Consider the following 1630-nt stretch of genomic DNA (forward strand, 5'->3'; position numbering starts at 1 on the left):
GCTTACCCTATCGCCCGGAAGAAAGTTTTGTCGACTATGATGTATTGAGTGCCGGCATTAAGGATCAGTTTGAAAAGATTATGGTTCCTAACGGATTGGATGATATTCGCCTCTCCTTTGAATGCGGACGTGCCATTACGGGCCCTTACGGCTATTTGGTAACAACGGCAATTCACCATAAGGATATTTGGAAACATTACATCGGTACGGATGCTTCCATGGCAAATCTCATGCGTCCCGGCATGTACGGAGCCTATCACCACCTGACCGTTCTGGGAAAAGAAGAGGCACCGGCCGATCACGTATATGACGTAACGGGATCCCTTTGCGAAAACTGCGATAAATTCGCTGTCGATCGCCGCCTGCCCGAGATTAAGGACGGCGATATTCTCGTCATCCATGACACGGGTGCTCACGGGCATTCTATGGGCTTTAACTACAACGGTAAACTTCGTTCGGCAGAATTGCTCATGCACAAGGACCATAGTGTTACGCAAATTCGTCGTGCCGAAACGGTTGACGACCTCTTTGCTACCTTGGATTTTTCCGATTTATAAGAACCGCATTATCACTCGAAGGCGTTTCGGCAGAAACGCCTTTTTTGTTTGGCTTGTACCTTCCCTTCATGGTAGTATGTAAGAAAAGGAGAGATGAGTATGTTCCATGCCTTTGAAGCGGTTACGACCTTTCATTTGTTTGCTCTCATCGTCATCGGTGCAGGCGGGGTCTATGCGTACCGAAAGGGGAGCGTATCGGTGCGGGCTGTCGTTTTACACAATTTAATCTGTCTTTTGTGGTGCCTCAGTGTGACATTATATGCTTCGGAAGGGATCGGTCTTTGGGCGGGACTGTTTGTTGCAAGCCTCTTTTTGACTCATGCCGTCTTCGGTAAAAAGGGCGGTTACGGGCAGTTGCAGCGGCGTGTTCCGGTTACGGGCGGGATTTTTCGCCCGTATGTGGCGACGGCCTTTGTCCTGTCTTTTTTGCAACTGGCCTTATACTTTGTACCGACTTTGAGATATGTATGGATTACGTCTCTTGTCAGCCCCGTCGTGGGCGGGATGTTGGCAGGTGTCATTTTTTCGTATTCGGATCGGGTCGTCAAGAGATCGTGCTTAGAGGTTTGGCTTTCATCCACTTTCGCAGAGCGTGTTGCAGGCGGCACTCGTAAATAGTGTTGGTCGTACCGATACGCAGGCGTTCGTCGGGTGAAAGGGAAGAGCGGACTGTTTGTAAAGCCGTTGTTTCCAAATCGACGAGTTGCTTCGCATAGTCTAAAAACTGCAGACCCGCCTCGGTCAGCTCAATCTGCTTATGTTTGCGTGTAAAAAGGGGCTTGCCGATTTCACTCTCCAAGTCGAAAATTCGGTTTGTTACCGTTGATTGGGCAATGAAAAGGTGTTCCGCCGTTTTGGTAAAGTTTTTAATTTGAGCGGCGGCAATAAAGGTACGCAGTGTTTCCGTGTTCATAAACATCTCCAAGTATCTGAAAAACAAATTGATTCAATCGAATTCATCTATTTTACAAATTATTTTTCCTTATTATATAATAAGGCGGTAAAAGAGACAATTATCGTACAGTAAGTTCAGTACTGCCCGTCAGTACGGAAAACGGAGTGACAGTGATGAA

The 1630-nt window shown here is 47.3% G+C and carries 3 protein-coding genes; 2 read left to right on the top strand and 1 reads right to left on the bottom strand.

What is annotated here, in order from left to right; translation table 11 throughout:
- Together PGX78_RS07020 and PGX78_RS07025 are read left to right on the top strand one after the other, a co-directional pair.
- A partial coding sequence (locus PGX78_RS07020) for a diaminopimelate decarboxylase family protein (RefSeq protein ID WP_442864811.1) occupies positions 1-557 on the top strand: 557 nt, incomplete at its 5' end.
- Between the two features lie 93 nt (positions 558-650).
- The gene (locus PGX78_RS07025; protein ID WP_270446129.1) at positions 651-1175 is read left to right on the top strand and encodes a hypothetical protein; all 525 of its coding nucleotides are present in this window, start codon (positions 651-653) and stop codon (positions 1173-1175) included.
- On the opposite strand, the gene PGX78_RS07030 is transcribed toward PGX78_RS07025, so the two are convergent.
- A complete protein-coding gene (locus PGX78_RS07030) occupies positions 1102-1470 on the bottom strand; it encodes a LysR family transcriptional regulator (protein ID WP_270446131.1) in 369 nt (122 codons plus the stop codon). The genes PGX78_RS07025 and PGX78_RS07030 overlap by 74 nt on opposite strands.
- Between the last annotated feature and the right edge of the window lie 160 nt (positions 1471-1630).

The organism is Megasphaera sp. AF13-6AC, assembly GCF_027685385.1.
GTDB lineage: Bacteria > Bacillota > Negativicutes > Veillonellales > Megasphaeraceae > Megasphaera > Megasphaera micronuciformis.